Source organism: Nocardioides sp., assembly GCF_014360585.1.
Classification (GTDB): Bacteria; Actinomycetota; Actinomycetes; order Propionibacteriales; family Nocardioidaceae; genus Nocardioides.
The window spans coordinates 1-15,539 of the sequence record NZ_JACIXG010000004.1 but is presented as its reverse complement, the minus strand read 5'-3'; the positions used below and the strand labels follow the sequence as shown (position 1 = coordinate 15,539).

Sequence of the window (15,539 nt, the reverse complement as noted above, 5' to 3'; positions counted from 1 at the left end):
GGATAGCCTGCCGTCATGCGCGTCGAAGCCGAGTTCACCACCGAACCGTTCCGGGGCGAGGGCGAGCCGCCCGAGCATGCGACGGCGGCGCTCGAGGCGGCCCGCGAGGCCGGCCTGGAATGTGACTTCGGGCCGCTGGGCACGTCGGTGCGCGGCGAACGAGACACGGTGCTGGCCACGCTTGCCGCCGTGGTGGCCGCAGGTCTGGACCACGGCGCCGACCAGATCACCTTCCAGGTGCGGGTCGAGGGTCACAGCGCGCCGCGGCGTACGGCCTCCGGGTTGGAGGCGCTGCTCGCCGAGGTCGCCGACGAGCTCGGTGGCGACCTGCGGACGTTGGACCGGCAGGGGAAGCAGCGTGCTGTCCGGCTGCTGGAGGAGCGAGGTGCCTTCGACTTCCGCAAGAGCGCCGAGATCGTGGCCGCAGCGCTCGGCGTCACCCGGTTCACCGTCTACAACTACCTGAACCGCGACCGAGACTAGTTCGAAACCTCCCTGTCACCTGCGCTCTCACTGTTTAACCCAAGGTTTTCAACAAACTGTTGACGGTGACGTACGACACATGTCACTGTGGTTATGCGGAAATGCTTTTCCGCATCGTGAGAGAGCAAGGACTATGGATCTCCAAACTTTCAACACCGCTTCCCCGGACGAGGTACGTCCCGTCCTGCAGGCCTGCTGCGCCGCACCGGCCTGGGTCACCGCCGTCATGGACGGTCGCCCCTACGCCGACACGGACGACGTCGCCCGCGTCGCCGACGAGGCTGCCCGGCAGTTCACCGCGGTCGACGTCGACCAGGCGCTCGCCGCCCACCCCCGGATCGGGGAGCGCGCCGAGGGCGAGCACGCCGAGGCCGCCTGGTCGAGGCGCGAGCAGGCGGCAGTCGGCACCGACCAGGCCACGGCGCAGGCTCTCGCCGAGGGCAACCGGGCCTACGAGGAGCGCTTCGGCCGGGTCTTCCTGATCTGCGCCTCGGGCCTCTCGGCCGACGAGGTCCTCGCCTCGCTGCGCGACCGGCTCGCCAACGCGCCGGACACCGAGGCGGCCGTGGTCGCCGACGAGCTCCGCAAGATCGCGCTGCTGCGTCTCGAGCGGCTCCTGACCGAGGAGGTCTCCGCATGACCAGTCAGAACAGCACCAGTGCCATCACCACCCACGTGCTCGACACCGCGCTCGGCCGCCCGGCCGCCGGTGTCCCGGTTCGGCTCAGCCGGATCGACCCTCGAGACCCCGACAACATCGTCGTCCTCGCCGATGCCGTCACCGACGACGACGGCCGGGCGACCGGCCTGGGACCGGATCAGGTCCCGGCCGGCACCTACCAGCTCCGATTCGGCACCGCCGCCTACTACGCGGCGACCGGTCAGGAGTGCTTCTTCCCGCAGGTCACCGTCACCTTCGCGGTCACCGACCGGCGGCACCACCACGTGCCACTCCTGCTGAGCCCGTTCGCCTACTCCACCTACCGAGGGAGCTGACATGCCCATCCACCTTGGATCGAACCAGTACGGCAAGGCCGAGAACCGCGTCGTACGCATCTACCGCGACACCCCTCGCCACCAGATCCGCGACCTCAACGTCTCCACCGCACTGCGCGGCAGCTTCGCCGAGGCCCACACCAGCGGCGACCAGCAGGACGTGCTGCCGACGGACACCCAGAAGAACACCGTCTTCGCCTACGCGAAGAAGGTCGGCGTCGCCTCGATCGAGGAGTTCGCGCTCGCTCTCGCCGACCGCTACCTCGAGGCCTGCCCGGCCGCCAAGGGAGCGCGGGTCGAGGTCGATGAGTACGCCTGGGACCGCATCCAGGTCGACGGCGAGGGTCATGACCACTCCTTCGTCCGCTCAGGTGGCGGCGTACGCACCACGGTGGTGAACGTCGACGGCCGCGGTGAGGACCGGGTCGCCCATGTGGTCTCCGGCATCAAGGACCTGGTCGTGCTCAAGTCGACCGGCTCGGAGTTCCATGGCTTCCTCAAGGACGAGTACACCACCCTGCAGGAGACCACCGACCGGATCCTGGCGACCTCGCTCGTCGCCCGCTGGCGCTACGTCGGCACGGAGGTCGACTGGGACAAGTCGTACGACTCGATCCGGGCCCTGCTGCTGCAGCGGTTCGCGGAGATCCACAGTCTCGCCCTGCAGCAGACCCTGAACGGGATGGGCACCTCGGTGCTCGAGCAGCACGGCGATGTCGCCGAGATCAAGTTCTCCGCGCCCAACAAGCACCACTTCCTCTCCGACCTCTCTCCCTTCGGTCTGGAGAACCCCGGCGAGGTCTTCCATGCCGCCGACCGGCCCTACGGCCTGATCGAAGCCTCGGTCGTACGCGACGAGGCCCCTGATGCCGGCAACGCCTGGCACGCCATCCCCGGATTCTGCTGAGGACCGGCCATGTTAGGTCGCAGGAGGCAGGCCACCGCGCCGACCACGACCCGACCAGAGGACGAGCGGCATCCGCCTGGCCAGCTCCTCGCCTACGGCACCCAGCACATCCTGACGATGTACGGCGGCGTGATCGCGCCGCCGCTCATCGTCGGGGGTGCTGCGGGCCTGTCGGGCACGGACCTCGCGCTGCTGGTGACCGCCGGACTCTTCGTCTCGGGCTTCGCGACGCTGCTGCAGACTCTCGGCATCGGCCCCTTCGGCAGCCGGCTGCCGATCGTGCAGGGCATCTCGTTCGCCAGCGTGTCGACGATGGTCACCATCGCCAGCGAGGACGGGCTGCGCCCGGTCTTCGGCGCGATCATCGTCGCCGGGGTGATCGGGCTGGTCCTGTCGTCGTTCTTCGCCCAGCTGGTCCGGCTGTTCCCCGCCGTCGTCACCGGCACGATCATCACGGTCATCGGGCTGTCGCTGATGCCGGTGGCGTTCCGGTGGGCGATGGGCAACGACGCCACCGCTCCGGACTACGGCTCGATGACCAACATCGCGTACGCAGGCCTGACGCTGCTCATCATCTTGGTGATCAGCCGGGTGTTCCAGGGCGCGATCTCGCGTCTGTCCATCCTCATCGGAATCGTCGCCGGGACCGTGGTCGCCACGATCGCCGGCCGGTCCGACTTCTCCTCGGTCGGCGAGTCCGACCTGGTCGCGCTCCCGCCGATCCTGCACTTCGGCGGTCCGACGTTCGAGGTCGGCGCGATCGTCTCGATGACGATCGTGGTGCTGGTGATCATGACTGAGACGACGGCGGACATCCTGGCCATCGGCGAGATCGTGGAGACCGACGTGGACGCCAAGCGTGTCGCCAACGGTCTCCGCGCCGACATGGCGGCCACCACGGTCGCCCCGCTGTTCGGTACGTTCCCGTGCAGCGCGTTCGCGCAGAACGTCGGGTTGGTGGCTCTGACCGGCGTGCGGAGTCGGTACGTCGTCGCGACGGGTGGCCTCGTGCTCCTGCTGCTCGGCCTGCTGCCGATCGTCGGCGCCGTCGTGGCGGCGATCCCGTATCCCGTGCTCGGTGGCGCCGGCGTCGTGCTGTTCGGCTCGGTCGCGGCCAGCGGCATCCGCACGCTGTCGCGCGTGGACTACGAGGACAACCTCAACATGGTGATCGTCTCCGTCGCGATCGCCGTCGGCATCCTGCCCATCGCGGCGCCGACCTTCTGGGACGCCTTCCCGGAATGGCTCGGGGTGATCATGCACTCCGGCATCAGCGCCACCGCCCTGGTCGCCGTCGTGCTCAACCTGTTGTTCAACGAGATCACCGTCGGCAACCGCCCGGGTGCGTCGGTCTTCGCCGCCTCAGAAGACCGCCGCGACAACCTCGGTGACCGCCTGGACGACGACATCGAGCGGTCGTGACCGGCTGAGGCCGCCGGTTTCTGTAGGACGAGTCGGCTCGTCATGACGAGCCGACTCGGCCTGACTTCGTGTCAGGATGCGCCGACTCGACCTTGGGAAGAAGGGCGGGTGCTACAGGCATCCGGATTTTCGTCATACGATTTTCTAGTGGGTACTGACGAGCGGATTCAGCGGTGGGCGGACGAGGCCGAAGGGGGCTACGACGTCGAGCAACTGAAGCGTCGCGGACGTGGCCGGCCAGGGCGCGGCGCCGAGCCGATGCAGGTCGTTGCCGTCCGGCTCACTGCCGACGAGCTCGCAGCTTCGGACGCACTGGCTGAACGAGAGCACTTGTCCAGGTCCGAGGTGATCAGGCGCGCCCTGGCCGAGTACGCCGCATGAAGATCCGTGATCAGGAGCCTTTCGCTAAAGGTCCGGGAACCATTCAGTGACCGCCTCGACGTTCACACCGTGACTGCCGCGCCACCACCACAGCGGCTACGTGCTGTCTTCGAAGTGAGCGTCGGTGTGTTCGCCGTGAGATATGTCGACAAATCGCTCACGACAACCAGGATGCTCAGGAGCGTCTCCCCTGTGGCCTTGCCGAGACGTCACTCCCGCCGGCCGAGTAGGCACGACGCTGACCACTCGACCGACGTACGTGACGTCTCGGCCGACCTACCTGACGCCTCGGCGGGGGTCAGCCGACGAGGTGGGGGTCGGGGGCGTCGACGAGCTCGCCCTCGATCCACACGCTGCGTACGTCGGCGGGGGTGCCGAGGGCGAACATCTTCGCCAGGGCGTCGCCGGGGTCGGAGGCGTGGGTGAGGCCGACGTCGAGGGGCGTGTCGGCGGCGGGCTTGATCCACTGGGCGTCGAAGCGGCGGCCGACGCAGAAGTCGCCGACCGCGGCTCCTAGCCCGAGGGCCTCGGCGCCGGCTCGGGTGGCCAGGTGAAGGAGGTGGGTCGGCGTCAGCGGGTGGCCGGCCTCGCCGAGCTGCTGCTGGGCGACGTACGCCGCCAGGCCCTCCTTGAGGAGGGAGAACCCGGTGCCGGCGCCGACGTCGGAGCCCATCGCCACGCGCACCCCGTGGGCGCGGTGGCGGGCGAGCGGGAAGAGGCCGCTGCCGAGCGCGGCGTTGCTGGAGGCGCAGTGCGCGACCGAGGCGCCGCGAGCGGCGAGCAGGGTGAGCTCGGAGTCGGTGGGGTGCACGTTGTGCGCCAGCACGGTGCCTGGGCCGACCAGGCCATGGCGGTCGTAGGAGGTCACGTAGTCGCAGCCGCAGAGCTCCTCGACGACCTCGATCTCGCGGACGTTCTCGTTGACGTGGGAGGTGAACATGGCGCCTGGCGTCGCGTTCAGCACGTCGGCGCAGGCCGCGAGCAGGTCGTCGGTGCAGGACAGCGAGAACCTTGGCGTCACGGCGTAGCGGGCCCGGCCGACCCCGTGCCAGCGGGCGGCGAGCGCGAGCGACTCCTCACGGGCCCGGTCGGGGTCGGTGAACAGGTCCTCACGGATGAGCCGGTCGCTGACCACGAGGCCGCTGGTGATCCGTAGCCCGACCCGGGCGGCCTCGGCGAAGACAGTGTCGACTGCGGGGGCGAAGTGGCTGCCGAAGACCAGCGCCGTGGTGGTGCCTGCGCCGACCAGGCCGCGGACGAAGTCGGTGGCGACCCCTGCGGCGTAGGCCGGGTCGGCGAGGCGCGCCTCCTCGGGGAGGGCGCATTGGTCGAGCCAGTCGAGAAGGGGCAGGCCGAGGCCGCCGATGACTCGCACCTGCGGGAAGTGCACGTGGGTGTCGACGAACCCGGGTAGCACGAAGCCGCCGGAGAGGTCGACGACGTCCTCCTGGGGGTGCTGACGGTGCAGGTCGGCGTAGCTTCCGCGGGCGCGGATCACGCCGTCGCGTACGAGCAGCGCGCCGTCCTGCTCCGTGCGGAGCCGACCGCCGGTGAAGGGGTCGTCAGGGGTGTCGAGGAAGGTCCCTCGGTAGAGCGTCATGGGTTCACCTTGGTGTGTTGTTCAGAAGCGGTCGGGTCACCCGAGAAGAGCTGCAGCAGCCGAGCAGCGACGCTCACTGCGATCGTAGCCGGGGCCTTGCCACCGAGATCGGGGAGACCGATGGGCGTGGTGATGCGGGCGATCGCCTCGGGGGCGTGGCCCTCGTCGGCGAGCTTGGCCTTGAACCGGCTCCACTTGGCGCTCGAGCCGATCAGCCCGATCGATCCCAGATGGGAGGCGCGGAGAGCAGCGTCGCACAGCGCGGCATCCTCGGCGTGGTCGTGGGTCATCACCAGGACATGGGTGCCCTCGGGCAGCTCGCCGATGACGAGCTCGGGCAGCACCGGCACCTGGTGGACGTGGATGCCGGCGACGGCGTCGTCCAGCCCTCGCAGCTGCTCCGGCTCGAGCTGGGTCGCGCGGGAGTCGACCAGGTGCAGCTCGAGGTCGTGACGAGCGAGGATGCGCGCCAGCTCGAGCCCGACGTGACCCATCCCGAAGATGGCCACGGAGGGTACGAGGGGCAGCGGCTCGAGCAGCAGCTCGACCTCGCCCCCGCAGCACTGGACGCCGTGCTGGTAGGGCGCCTTGTCGGAGAGCGACACCTTCAGGGCCTCCGGCACAGCGAGGCCCTCGGTCAGCATCGCCCGCGCGCGCTCGATCGCGACAGCCTCGAGGTTGCCGCCACCGACGGTGGCCCAGGTGCGGTCGGCAGAGACGACCATCTTGGCCCCTGCCTCGCGCGGGGAATGACCGCGCACGGACGTCAGGGTCACCAGTACGCCGGGGACCCGCTGCTCGCGTAGCCGCTGGACGGCTCTCATCCACTCCATTTCATCCCTTCCGTCCGGCCATGGCCGGCTCGGCGCCGGCGTCGCTGGGTGCAGGCTCGGGGGCCTGCGGCGTACGGGCTCGGTCGAGCGCCCAGTAGACGGCCTCCGGGGTGGCGGGGCAGCCGAGGTCGACGCTGGCGCCGCCGGGGCCGAACGCGGCGGCCGCCTCACGCAGCGCCTCGCGTACGGAGAAGGCGAGCATCAGCGGGGGCTCGCCGACCGCCTTGGAGCCGTAGACGGCACCCTCCTCGTGGGCCTTCTCGAGCAGCTTCACCCGGAAGTCCTCGGGCATCTCGGAGAAGCTCGGCAGCTTGTAGGTGCTCGCCGCCTGCGTCGCCAGCCGTCCGCGGTTGGGCCCGTCCGAGGTGTCCCAGCGCAGGTCCTCCAGGGTCAGCCAGCCGGCGCCCTGCACGAAGCCGCCCTCGATCTGGCCGATGTCGATCAGCGGGCTCAGGCTGTCGCCGACATCGTGGACGATGTCGACGCGCCGCAGCGTGTAGGCACCGGTGAAGCCGTCGACCTCGACCTCGGAGGCGGCCACCCCATTGGCGAAGTACTTGAACGGCTCGCCCCGCATGACCGCGGGGTCCCAGTGCAGGCCCTCGGTGCGGTAGAAGCCGGCCGCCCACAGCTGCACGCGCTGGTGGTAGGCGGCGTTGACCAGCTCGTTCCAGCCGATCTCCCCGGAAGCCGGGGAGAGGCCGCGGACGACGCCGTCGTCGAAACGTACGTCGCTGGGGCTGATCCCGAGACGGCCGCCGGCGACCTGGGCGAGCCGCTCGCGGATCTGCTCGCAGGCGTTCTTGATGGCCGCCCCGTTGAGGTCGGCACCCGAGCTGGCCGCGGTCGCCGAGGTGTTGGGCACCTTGTCGGTGCGGGTGGGGGCGAGGCGTACGCGGGACAGCGGCAGGCCGAGCGCGGTGGCGGCGACCTGCAGCATCTTGGTGTGCAGGCCCTGGCCCATCTCGGTGCCGCCGTGGTTGATCAGCACCGAGCCGTCCTTGTAGACGTGCACGAGGGCGCCGGCCTGGTTGAAGGCGGTGAGGTTGAAGGAGATGCCGAACTTCACCGGCGTCATCGCCAGGCCGCGCTTGGTGTGCGGGTGGCGGTGGTTGAACTCCGCGATCTCGGCTCGCCTGCGGGCCACCTCGCCGGACGAGGCGACCTGGTCCCAGCAGGCCGTCAGCCGGTCCGCCTGCCGCACCGGCTGGCCGTACGGCGTGGTCTGGTCCTGCTGGTAGAGGTTGCGGCGGCGCAGCTCGAGCGGGTCGATGCCGAGCAGCGGGGCGCACCGGCCGAGCAGGTCCTCCATGACCAGCATCCCCTGCGGGCCGCCGAAACCGCGGAAGGCGGTCTGCGAGGTCTTGTTGGTGCGTGCGACCCGGCCGTCGACCCGGATGTCGGGCACCCAGTAGGCGTTGTCGATGTGGCACAGCGCGCGGGCCAGCACCGGCTCGGAGAGGTCGAGGCTCCAGCCGCCGTCGGCGGTGAGGGTGGCCTCGAGGCCGAGGATGTGACCCTCGTCGTCGAACCCGACCCGCCAGGTGCTGTGGAAGCCGTGACGCTTGCCGGACATCGTCATGTCCTGGGTGCGGTTGAGCCGCAGCCGCACCGGGCGCCCGGTGAGGGTGGCCCCCAGAGCGGCGATGGCGGCGTAGCCGTGCGGCTGCATCTCCTTGCCGCCGAACGCACCGCCCATCCGCAGGCACTGGACGGTCACCTCGTGGCTCGGGACGCCGAGGACGTGAGCGACGATCTCCTGGGTCTCGGACGGGTGCTGGGTGCTGCTGTGCACCAGCACCTGGCCGCCTTCGTCGACCAGGGCCAGCGAGACGTGGGTCTCGAGGTAGAAGTGCTCCTGCCCGGCGAACTCGAACTCGCCCTCGAAGACGTGCGCGGCGCCCGTCAGCGCGGCCTCGGCGTCACCGCGCTCCAGGTGGCGCGGGGTGCCCTGGAAGCTCTCCGCAGCGATCGCCTCCTGCACGGTGACCAGCGAGGGCAGCGGCTCGTAGTCCACCTCGACCGCGGCCGCGCCCAGCCGGGCCGCCTCCTGGGTCTCGCCGAGCACCCAGCACACCGCATGGCCGTGGAACATCACCTCGGTGGGGAAGAGCGGCTCGTCGTGCTTGACCCCGGCGTCGTTGACGCCGGGCACGTCGTCGGCGGTCAGCACGCGGACGACCCCCGGGACCGCGTACGCCTTCTCATGGCGGAGCGCGGTGACCAGCGCATGGGTGTGCGGGGCCTGGACCGGCCAGGCGTGCAGCGTGCCGGCGATCCGCCCGACCAGGTCGTCGGTGTAGAGCGCCTCACCGGTGACGTGCAGCGCGGCGCTCTCGTGCGGGAGCGGGATCCCGACGATCGGGTTCTCGGGACGTTGGGACAGGGCGCTCATGCGGGCACCTCCTCGGATGCTGACCGAGGTACCTCGGCGTGGATGCGGTTCCCTCGCGGAACTCCACGAAGGAGGTGGTCGCTCACCGAGTTACCTCGGTGAACATTCCGCGGGTCACTCATGCCGGCACCTCCTGTGCTTTCGGTGGTCGAGCTTGTCGAGACCCGGGGTGGGCGTGGAACAGGCGCAGCAGCGACTGGCCGAGCATCGCCGAGCGGTAGGACGCGCTGGCGCGGTGGTCGTCCATCGGGGTGCCCTCCTCGGCGAGGACGGCCGCGGCGCGGCGTACTGACTCCTCGGTCCAGGGCCGCCCGACGAGGGCGTCCTCGGTGGCGACGGCACGCAGCGGGGTGGCGGCGACGCCACCCAGACCGATCCGAGCCCGGACCACGGCGCCGTCGGCGATCTCGAGTGCGTAGCCGATAGCCACGCTGGAGATGTCGTCGAAGCGGCGCTTGGCGATCTTGTGGAAGCCGACGAGCGGGGCCAGCGGCAGCGGGAGCTGTACGCCGCGGATCAGCTCGTCCGTGGCCCGGACCGTCTCGCGGTAACCGGTGAAGTAGTCGGCCAGCGCGACGACCCGATCGCCGCGCGGCGAGGCCAGGACGACGTCGGCATCGAGCGCGAGCAGCGCCGGTGGGGCGTCACCGATCGGGGAGGCGGTGCCGATGTTGCCGCCGATCGTCGCGCTGTTGCGGATCAGACGCGAGGCGAACTGCGGGAAGAGCTCGGCCAGGAGCGGGACCCGGCCGTTGAGCTTGCGCTCGATCTCGGTCAGCGTGAGGGCCGCGCCGATCTCCACGTAGCCGGTCCGGAAGGCGAGCTCGCGCAGCTCGGGCAGTCGGTCCACCGCGACGACCAGAGGCGCCCGGCGGCCGCGGAGGTTGACCTCGACGCCCCAGTCGGTCGAGCCGGCCACGACCTGCGCCTCCGGTCGCTCGGTGAGAAGGGCGAGCGTCTCGGTCAGCGTCTCCGGGCGTACGAACTCGGCGCCGTCGACGGCGATCCGGGTCGGCCGCGGCTCGGGCGGTGGCTGCTGCTGCCGCGCGGCGAGTGTGTCGCCGTCCTCCGGCGAGCCCAGGGCGAAGGCCGCGTCCCGGATCGGGCGGTAGCCGGTGCAGCGGCACAGGTTGCCGCTCAGCGCATGCAGGTCGACGCCGTTCGGGCCGTGCTCGTGGTCGCACGGCTCGGCACTGCCACCGGTGGTCGAGCCTGTCGAGACCCGGCTCGGACGGTAGAACTCCGCGGCGAGGCTGCAGACGAACCCAGGGGTGCAGTAGCCGCACTGCGACCCGCCACGCACGGCGAGCTCCTGTTGGACCGGATGGAGGTCGCTGCTGCTGCCGAGGCCCTCGCTGGTGACGACCTCCTGGCCGTCGAGCGCGGCGACCGGCACCAGGCAGGCGTTGACCGAGGTCCACTCGGTCGGCGAGGTGGTGCCGGGCCGAGCGACCATCACGGAGCAGGCGCCGCACTCGCCCTCGGCGCAGCCCTCCTTGGCGCCGGTCAGGCCGCGACCGCGCAACCAGTCGAGGGCGGTGGTGTGGGCGGCGACCCCGGTCAGGGGCAGCAGGTCCCCGTTGACGGTGAGACCTGGGGTGGCGGGTGTGCTCATCACTGGCTCCGGATCGGGTTGCGGGTGCGGGCGCTGTGGATGGGGTTGGCATCGCGCAGGAAGTCGTCGAAGCGGTGGCCGGCGATCTTGGCGATCTCGATCAGCGCGGCGGCGTGCTCCTGGCGTTCACAGTTGCCGAGGCGGTCCCGGCCCTCGGCGAGGATCCGGTCGAGCGAGGTGGTGTCGCGTACGGAGATCACCAGCGGGAAGCCGAACCGCTCGTGATAGGCGTCGGTGACCGAAGTCAGCGCCTCCTGGTCGGGCTCGGCCAGGTGCGTCAGGCCGCGCGAGGACTGGTCGCGCAGCGACTCCTCGCCGACGACCCCGTCCGAGACCAGGCGCGAACCCAGCTCGGGGTAGGCCTCGATCAGCTCGCGCTGCTCCTCGACGGTGCCGCTGAAGAGGGCGTCCTGGAAGGCTCGGCGCAGGGCGTGGGTGTCGGTGAACGGCCGCTGGTCCCAGGCCCGCTCGACCATCCATCGCGGACCCTGGAAGAGACCGTCGAACGTCTCCACGAACTCCGTACGTCCCATCTGGTTGACCTGGTCGAGCCGGACGCCCTCGCCGGGCTGGCCGGCGACGGTCGGACCGAAGTCGGGACCGACGTGGTGGAACAGGACGTTGAGCAGGATCGCCGAGAGGCTGCCGAGGGTGATGCCGCTGCCGAAGATGATCTCGGCCCACCCCGGGACGGCCTGGGAGACCTCGGGCTGCGCGGTGACGTACATGGCCAGGCCGACGCTGGTCGCGACGATGACGACGTTGCGGTGGTCGTGGAAGTCGACCTTGCTGAGGGTCTGGAAGCCGACGACGGCGACCGTTGCGAACATCGCCAGGGCCGCGCCGCCGAGGACCGGGTGCGGGATGCCGGCGACGATCGCGCCGACCTTGGGGAGCAGCCCGATCAGCACCATGATCGCACCGGCGGCGGCGACGACCCACCGGCTCTTGACCCGGGTCAGCCGGACGAGGCCGACGTTCTCGGCGAAGCAGGTGTAGGGGAAGGAGTTGAAGACGCCGCCGATGGTGGTGGCCAGACCGTCGGCACGCAGGGCCCGGGCGATGTCGGTGCGACCGACCCGCTTCTCCACGATCTCGCCGGTGGCGAAGACGTCACCGGTGGTCTCGACGGCGGTGATCAGCATGACCACGATCATCGACACGATCGCGGCGGCGGAGAACTGTGGCCAGCCGAAGTGGAACGGCGTGGTGACGCCGACCCAGTCGGAGCCGGCGACCGCGTCGAAGTGGGCGTCGCCGAGGATCCAGGCGACCAGGGTGCCGACGACCAGTCCGACGAGCACGGCGACGGTGGCCATGAAGCCCTTGAACACCCGCTGGATGACCACGATCAGCGCCAAGGTGCCCAGGGCGTACGCCAGGTTGCGACCGCTCGTGGGGTCTGAGGTCGGTCCGGCGCCACCGGTCGCGTCCGCGGCGGCGACGGGCAGCAGGGCGATGCCGATGATGGTGATCACCGAACCGGTGACGACCGGCGGGAAGAACCGGATCAGCCGGCTGAAGTAGGGGGCGATGAAGAAGGTCGCCAGACCGGCGACGATCACCGCGCCGTAGATGACGAGCAGCCCGTCGGTGCCGCCGCCCGCGGCCATCCCGATCGCGATCATCGGCGAGACGGCGGTGAAGGTGACGCCCTGTAGCAGCGGCAGACGGACGCCGACCTTCCAGAAGCCCACCGACTGGATGATCGAGGCGATGCCGCAGGTGAACAGGTCGGCGTTGATCAGGTGGATCAGCTCCTCCTGGCTCAACCCGATCGCGTTGGCGAGCAGGATCGGCACGATCACCGCACCGGCGTAGAACGCGAGCACGTGCTGGAGGCCGTAGACGGCGAGCTTGCCCGCCGGGAGCACCTCGTCGACGGGGTGGGTGGTGCCGGAACCACTCTTCCGCTGCGGCCGTAACGACCTCAGGACTGCTCTGGCATTCATCGCCTCACACCTTTCTCGGGGGCTCGCGGTTGGTGAGCGTGACGTACACCACAGCCTGGTCTTTTCTGGCCCCGAGTGGCACCCGCCGATCATCCGAAGATGGGGTCTGCGCGGATGCGGCCTTTGTGTGATGCTCCAGAATGACGTGCTTCCTGTATCGGGGCGGTTTCGGCGGCGTGAAACACCGCTCTGGATCGCGTGTAACACGCTGTTCGTAGGTCTATCCGGTCGTTATAAAAGGCGAGTAGTCCTACGAACGACGTGTTACAGCCGGCCCCGGCCGACTCGACCAAGGCCCGCTCACAGAGATCTGAGTGCCAGAAAGACGTCGACCCGGTCCTCCATCGTCGTCAGGTCGCGACCGGTCAGTTCCTCGATCCGGGCGATCCGGTAGCGCACGCTGTTGACGTGCAGATGGAGCGACTCCGCGGTTCGTGCCCACGAACCGGCGTACGTCAGGAACCGGTCGAGCGTGAGCACGAGATCGCTGCCGGAGCGCTGGTCGTGCTCGAGGACCGGGCCGAGGACGCGTTGCGCGTAGGTGCGGCGGATGTCGTCGGGAACCGTGGCGAGCAGCAGCACGTGGGAGGTCACCTCCTCGGAGCTGGACAACGCCACCGAGCCCCCGCCGGAGCGGGCGACCCGGTGCGCGAACCGTGCCTCCTCGAGCGCGCCGGCCAGCGCCTCGATGCCGCTCTCGCCGCTCAGGCCGACCGACAGCGAACCGCGGACCAGCGCCGGCCCCAACCGGGTGAGCGAGCGGCGCAGCTGGTCGGTGAGGTCCGGCCGGGACGGGAGGAAGGCGACCGCGCAGCCGTCGCGGGCGTTCGCGACCACGGACGGCCCCAGCCCGAGGGCCACGTCCTCGAGCACCGCGGCCACCGCGTCCGGCGGACCACCCGGCCCGAGCTCGGCGACGGCGAGGACGAGCGGCCGATCGGGATCGAGCCCGGACTGGCGTAGCCCGGTTGCGATCTCGGCGGGGGAGGCACCGGCCTCCAGGCGGGCGAGGGTCGCCGCCGCGAGCGGTCGCCGGACCCGAAGGCCCTCGTCGCGCCGCGATCGGTCCAGTGCGGTGATGGCGCCGAACTCGTGGACCATGTCGAGGTCCTCCCGCGGCCAGGTGGTGTGGTCGCCCTCGACGGCGACCGTCCATCCGGTGAGGCGGTCGGCCAGGCCCGATCCGATGGGGAACAGCGAGTAGCGGCGGTCACCCACCTCGGCCACGGCGGGCAGCAGGTCGGCGGTCAGGAAGCGACGGGTCAGCGCGTCGACCGTCTCCGGCTCCAGATCGCCGGGACCTGGCACGACATGTCGGCCGCTCGCGGTGAGCACGCGGCAGGCGTGGCCGATCTCGGAGGCCACCCGGGCAGCCAGCTCGTCCAGGCTTCGGCCCGAGGCGATGGCGGAGAGCAGCTGGCGCTGGCGGGCCAGGCTGGCCGACATCCGGGCGCTCGCGCCGGCGGCGCCGGCGGCCGCGACGTACTCGGTCACGTCGGCGAACGCGACGTCTCCGGGGACCTCGACCAGGGCGACCCGGTGGCGACGGCAGGCCTCCACGAGGTCGTCGGGGACCGCGCCGAGGAGTGCCGCGCCGGCCAGCAGACAGGTCGCCCCACCCTCCGCGATCGAGGACACGAAGGTCTCGCTGTCCTCGGGTCCACGACGCCAGACGAGGCCGGTGAGCACGAGCTCGCCGCCGCTCAGGTAGCGACCGGGTTCGAGCAGGTCGATCGTGATCGTGCGCCCGACAGGTCGTTCGAGCGCGCTCTCAGGGGCGTGCAGGAGTCGCAGGCCCAGGCTGGGCGTCTTCAACAGCTCTGCAAGTAGCACGGTGCCTCCACCGGTCGACCGGTCCCATTCGGCCGCGTCTTGGAGGAACGTACAACGCCCGCACGTGTACGCGGGAGGCCCGTTGTCGTTTCTTCACCACTTTGCGGCCAAGTTCTGCTCGGGGTTGACGTGACTCCGCTCACATCCTTATATTTCGAATGTCAGAAATCAAATTCCGCATTACGGAAGGAATGGTGAGATGTCCCACCAGCTCCGGTACGAGGTGAACTGCTCGATCCTGTTCACCGAGCTCCCGCTGCTCGAGCGCCCCGCGGCGGTGAAGGCCGCCGGCTTCGACGCGGTCGAGTTCTGGTGGCCGTTCGCCGACGCGGTGCCGTCCGACAAGGACGTGGACGCCTTCGTCGACGCCGTCGAGGGCGCCGGGGTGCGCCTGGTCGGCCTCAACTTCTTCGCCGGTGACATGCCGGCCGGTGACCGCGGCCTGGTCTCGTGGCCGGCCCGGTCGGCGGAGTTCCGCGACAACATCGACGCCACCATCGGCATCGGTGAACGGCTCGGCTGCACCGCGTTCAACGCGCTCTACGGCAACCGCGTCGACGACGCCGCAGCCGAGGCGCAGGACGAGCTCGCCGCCGAGAACCTCGCGCTGGCTGCTCGCGCGGCGGCCCGCATCGGCGGCACCGTGCTGGTCGAGCCGGTCAGCGGTGCCGACCGCTACCCGCTGCTCACTGCCGCCGACGCGATCGCGGCGATCGACCGCGCCGGCGAGGCCAACATCGGCCTGCTCGCCGACCTCTACCACCTCGCCGTGAACGGCGACGACGTCGACGAGGTGATCGCTGCGTACGCCGCTCGCATCGCTCACGTCCAGATCGCCGACGCCCCGGGCCGCAACGAGCCCGGCACCGGCGATCTCCCGCTCGAGCGGCAGCTCGCCGCGCTGGAGGCCGCCGGGTACGCCGGCTGGGTCGGGCTGGAGTACAAGCCCGCCAAGGGCTCGACCGAGAGCTTCGACTGGCTGCCGCATGAGCGCCGCCCCAGCTGCCGAGTCGGCTCGTCCTGACCGAAATCAGCGTCGAGGGGGGGGGGCATAAACAACCCACCCCCCACCGAAAATGGTGAGATTTGGGCCACACCGCGGGCCCCGGGCACCCCCCCGCC

The 15,539-nt window shown here is 70.4% G+C and carries 13 protein-coding genes; 7 read left to right on the top strand and 6 right to left on the bottom strand.

Annotation, left to right across the window (positions count from 1 at the left end; all coding sequences use genetic code 11):
- Positions 1-15: 15 nt before the first annotated feature.
- The 6 genes from H5T77_RS02215 (at position 16) to H5T77_RS02190 (ending at position 4,189) form a co-directional block, all read left to right on the top strand.
- Positions 16-483 (top strand): helix-turn-helix domain-containing protein, encoded by a 468-nt coding sequence (locus tag H5T77_RS02215; RefSeq protein ID WP_292644546.1) that lies wholly within the window; start codon positions 16-18, stop codon positions 481-483.
- A 133-nt stretch (positions 484-616) separates the two neighbouring features.
- Positions 617-1,123 (top strand): 2-oxo-4-hydroxy-4-carboxy-5-ureidoimidazoline decarboxylase, encoded by a 507-nt coding sequence (gene uraD / locus H5T77_RS02210; RefSeq protein WP_292644544.1) that lies wholly within the window; start codon positions 617-619, stop codon positions 1,121-1,123.
- The gene (gene uraH / locus H5T77_RS02205; RefSeq protein WP_292644542.1) at positions 1,120-1,479 is read left to right on the top strand and encodes a hydroxyisourate hydrolase; all 360 of its coding nucleotides are present in this window, start codon (positions 1,120-1,122) and stop codon (positions 1,477-1,479) included. Before uraD (H5T77_RS02210) ends, uraH begins: the two co-directional genes overlap by 4 nt.
- A gap of 1 nt (position 1,480) precedes the next feature.
- Positions 1,481-2,386, top strand: coding sequence for a factor-independent urate hydroxylase (gene pucL, locus H5T77_RS02200; protein ID WP_292644540.1), 906 nt, complete (start codon positions 1,481-1,483; stop codon positions 2,384-2,386).
- A 9-nt stretch (positions 2,387-2,395) separates the two neighbouring features.
- Positions 2,396-3,808, top strand: a complete 1,413-nt coding sequence (locus H5T77_RS02195; RefSeq protein WP_292644538.1) for a nucleobase:cation symporter-2 family protein — start codon at positions 2,396-2,398, stop codon at positions 3,806-3,808.
- Between the two features lie 147 nt (positions 3,809-3,955).
- Positions 3,956-4,189 (top strand): ribbon-helix-helix domain-containing protein, encoded by a 234-nt coding sequence (locus H5T77_RS02190; RefSeq protein ID WP_292644536.1) that lies wholly within the window; start codon positions 3,956-3,958, stop codon positions 4,187-4,189.
- A gap of 298 nt (positions 4,190-4,487) precedes the next feature.
- On the opposite strand, the gene H5T77_RS02185 is transcribed toward H5T77_RS02190, so the two are convergent.
- The 6 genes from H5T77_RS02185 to H5T77_RS02160 form a co-directional block, all read right to left on the bottom strand.
- Positions 4,488-5,789, bottom strand: a complete 1,302-nt coding sequence (locus H5T77_RS02185) for a guanine deaminase (RefSeq protein WP_292644534.1) — start codon at positions 5,787-5,789, stop codon at positions 4,488-4,490.
- Positions 5,786-6,622, bottom strand: a complete 837-nt coding sequence (gene xdhC, locus H5T77_RS02180) for a xanthine dehydrogenase accessory protein XdhC (protein WP_292644532.1) — start codon at positions 6,620-6,622, stop codon at positions 5,786-5,788. Before xdhC ends, H5T77_RS02185 begins: the two co-directional genes overlap by 4 nt.
- 1 nt (position 6,623) lies before the next feature.
- Positions 6,624-9,017: a xanthine dehydrogenase molybdopterin binding subunit gene (gene xdhB, locus H5T77_RS02175; RefSeq protein ID WP_292644530.1), complete on the bottom strand. Its 2,394-nt coding sequence runs from the start codon at positions 9,015-9,017 to the stop codon at positions 6,624-6,626.
- A gap of 118 nt (positions 9,018-9,135) precedes the next feature.
- A complete protein-coding gene (locus tag H5T77_RS02170) occupies positions 9,136-10,632 on the bottom strand; it encodes a xanthine dehydrogenase small subunit (RefSeq protein WP_292644528.1) in 1,497 nt (498 codons plus the stop codon).
- The gene (gene uraD, locus H5T77_RS02165; protein WP_292644526.1) at positions 10,632-12,584 is read right to left on the bottom strand and encodes a 2-oxo-4-hydroxy-4-carboxy-5-ureidoimidazoline decarboxylase; all 1,953 of its coding nucleotides are present in this window, start codon (positions 12,582-12,584) and stop codon (positions 10,632-10,634) included. The genes H5T77_RS02170 and uraD (H5T77_RS02165) overlap by 1 nt, the downstream gene beginning before the upstream one ends.
- Positions 12,585-12,884: 300 nt before the next feature.
- Positions 12,885-14,417: a PucR family transcriptional regulator gene (locus H5T77_RS02160; RefSeq protein WP_292644524.1), complete on the bottom strand. Its 1,533-nt coding sequence runs from the start codon at positions 14,415-14,417 to the stop codon at positions 12,885-12,887.
- Positions 14,418-14,616: 199 nt separating this feature from the next.
- Here H5T77_RS02160 and H5T77_RS02155 point away from each other — a divergent pair, with 199 nt between their 5' ends.
- Positions 14,617-15,441: a hydroxypyruvate isomerase family protein gene (locus H5T77_RS02155; RefSeq protein ID WP_292644522.1), complete on the top strand. Its 825-nt coding sequence runs from the start codon at positions 14,617-14,619 to the stop codon at positions 15,439-15,441.
- The last annotated feature ends 98 nt before the right edge of the window (positions 15,442-15,539 follow it).